The 2,798-nt window shown below is 76.3% G+C and carries 2 protein-coding genes; both read right to left on the reverse strand.

Annotated features, from left to right (window positions below; translation table 11 throughout):
- Positions 1 to 549, reverse strand: a 549-nt coding sequence (locus AC08OQ_RS19020; protein WP_476612289.1) for a TIGR02679 domain-containing protein, incomplete at its 3' end; no start/stop codon positions are given.
- 75 nt (positions 550 to 624) lie between these two features.
- A partial coding sequence (locus AC08OQ_RS19025; protein ID WP_476612290.1) for a TIGR02680 family protein occupies positions 625 to 2,798 on the reverse strand: 2,174 nt, incomplete at its 5' end.

Here is a 2,798-nt window from a genome sequence, read left to right on the forward strand (position 1 = left end):
GGCCAGCGTCGCCAGCGGCCGGCCGTCGTCGAGCGCGTGCGCGTCGCCGGTGCTGGTGGCGGCCAGCCGGCCCAGCGCCACGCCGGGTGAGGGCAACGCGTCGAGCACCCGGACCAGGTCGGCGACCAGCGGCACCGCCGCGTCCGGGGTGCCAGCCAGCCGGCGCAGCAGGCCGGTGCTGTCCAGCCAGGACCGCCAGGGGGTGAGTTCGGGGCGCCGGGCGAGGAGGTCGTCCAGGGGCTGGTGCGCCTGCGCCCAGGCCCGTGACTGCGCCGCGGCCAGCTCCGCCCGCTCCGTGACATCCCCGGTGAGCTGGCGGACGGCGGCGGCGAGTCCGCCCGGCGCGGCGCCGCTGGACCGCAGCACCGCGTCGACCTCGTCCAACGACACGGACAGCGAGGCGCCGGCGCCGGCCCGGCGGCCCAGCAGCCGCTCGACCCCCCCGCCGCTGGTCCGCGCTGGCCCGGCCGAGGGTGACTGTCCCGGTGAGCGGCCGGCCCAGCTCGATCCTGCGCCGCACCCGGTCGAGCAGCCACGCCGTGTGCTCACCGCCCAGCAGACGGCGCAGCCGTTCCACATCGCGGGCGGCTCCCGTATCGCGGGCGGCTCCGGTCGACGACGCGCTCACTCGAACGGCAGGGGCTCGGTGTCGCCGCCCTGCGCCGGATGGAGCGGCTGGGGCTGGTCGAGTAGCTGGGGCTGGTAGGGCACCGGCCGGTCGACGCGGGTGCGCTCGTGCCCGTCCCACCGCCACGGCGTGACGAGCACGGCGTCGATGCCGTCCCGGCGGGACAGCTGCGCGATCGCCAGGCCGGGGACCTGCGGGTAGCAGCCCCACTCGCGCTCGCTGGTCATCACCACATCGAGGTCGAACGTGGCGAGCAGGCCCAGGCACTTGGCCCGCGAGTCGTCGTCCACCCCGGCGAACGCCTCGTCCAGGGCGACCAGGCGGGGTGCATGCCGGTTGCCGGAGGAGTCGTAGAACGACGAGGCGGCTGCGAACAGCGGCACCGACGCCGCGAGCACCCGCTCACCACCGGATGCCGGACCGCTCGCCGGCCGCCACTGACCGTCCTGGAATCGCTGCACAGCGAACTCGTGCCAGCCGCGGTAGTCCAGGGCACGGGTCAACTGCTCGGCCCATCCGCCGGTGGTGTCCGCGCTGTGCTCCCGGTTGATCTGCTCCTGGAGGAACGCGCCGACGGCGGTCCGCTCGGCGGGGCTCCAGGCGTCGGCCGTCTGCCGCAGCAGCCGGTCGCGCACCGCGCTGAGCCCCTCGGGGGCGCTGCGGGCGACCCGCCACTGCAACCGCAGCCGCATGCCGGTCGACGTGGGCCGTTGTGCGAGGTCCGTGTTGATCCGGCGGACCTGGCTCTCGGCGTCGCTGATCAGTTCCTGCAGGGCGCCGGCCACCTCGTTCACGAGGTGGTTCTCCAGGATCTCGCGTTCCTTCGCGGACAGCAGCATCGCCCGCTGTCCGGTCTCCGCCTCCAGCGCGGCGACCAGGGCCGGGATGTCCTGCTTGCGGCCCTGGAACAGGACGTCGACCACGATCACGCCGTCGGAGACGATCATCCCGACCGAGTGGCCGTGCCGGGACAGCGCGTCGGTGAGAACCTTGTGCTCGGCCGACACCCGCTGCTGCGCCAGCTCCCACCGGCGGTCGGTGTCGTCGACGTCGTCGAGGGCGGCGTTGACCGCCCGGGCGAGCGTGATCGCAGGGTACGGCGCCCAGCCGGCAGCCGGGTCCGGGATCTCCAGGCCCGGGACGGCGACCGCGAGCAGGCCGGTGGCCGCGAACGCCCGGAGCTTCGCGACAGCCGCCTCGCGTTCGGCCGCGGCGGTGGTGATCGCCTCCCGCAACGTCTCACGCCGGCCGTGAGCCCGGCCCCGGGCGTCGAGCGCATCCTGTTCGGCGGCCCGCGCCTGCTTCTCCCGCTGCCCGCACCGGTCGAGTTCGGTGTCGACGGCGGCCAGTTTGCGGAACAGCTCGTCGACGGCGGCGCCGGCCGTCTCGACCAGGACCCGGTGACGCTCGGCGGCCGCGTCGGCCTGCGTCTGCGCCTCGGCGACCGCCTCGGCCGCCTGTTCCTGGCGTTCCAGCGCGAGGGTGAGTTCGTGTTCCGCCTCGGTCGCCGCGCGGCGGGACCGGTCCAGCGACTCCGCCGCCGGCCACAGCGCGGCCAGCTCCGCCCGATAGTCACCCAGGGCGTCCCGGACGCCGGCCAGCGCGGCCGGCTCCGCGGGCAGGCGCACGTCGCCGGCGAACTCCTCGGCCGCAGCCCGTGCCTCACCCGCGGCCTGCTGCCGGCGGGCCGCGACAGCTGCCGCCTCCTGGTGCTGGGCGTCGATCCGCCGCTTGGCCTTGTGCTCCGTGGCCAGCTGCGCGTGCGCCTCGCGCAGGTCGCCGTCGGAGGGCCGGGCCCCGTGCTCGGCGGCCAGCGAGAGCTGCCGGCCGGCCAGCTCCGCGGCGGCCGCGGCCAGTTCGTCGAGCCGTAGCTCGATCCGGGCCGCCTCGGCGCGCAGGTGGTCGAGCCGGGCCCGCCTGGCCGCCTCGCGGGCGCCCTCACCGATGTAGCCGGCGGTTTCCTTGCGCCACCCGCCGGTCAGGACCCCGTTACCGAACCGGCCGTCCACGGTGACCCAGGTCCCGATGCCCGAGGTCCCGCTGGCCGCCGGCCCGTGGGCCGCCGTCTCGTTGGCCGCCGGCCCGTGGGCCAAGGAGTCGCCGGCCGGGCCGGGCCCACCGCGCAGGCCGATCGTCGCGAGGACGGCGGCGACCGCGGTGTCGCTCAGCC

This window comes from Frankia sp. CcCS3 (assembly GCF_977927575.1).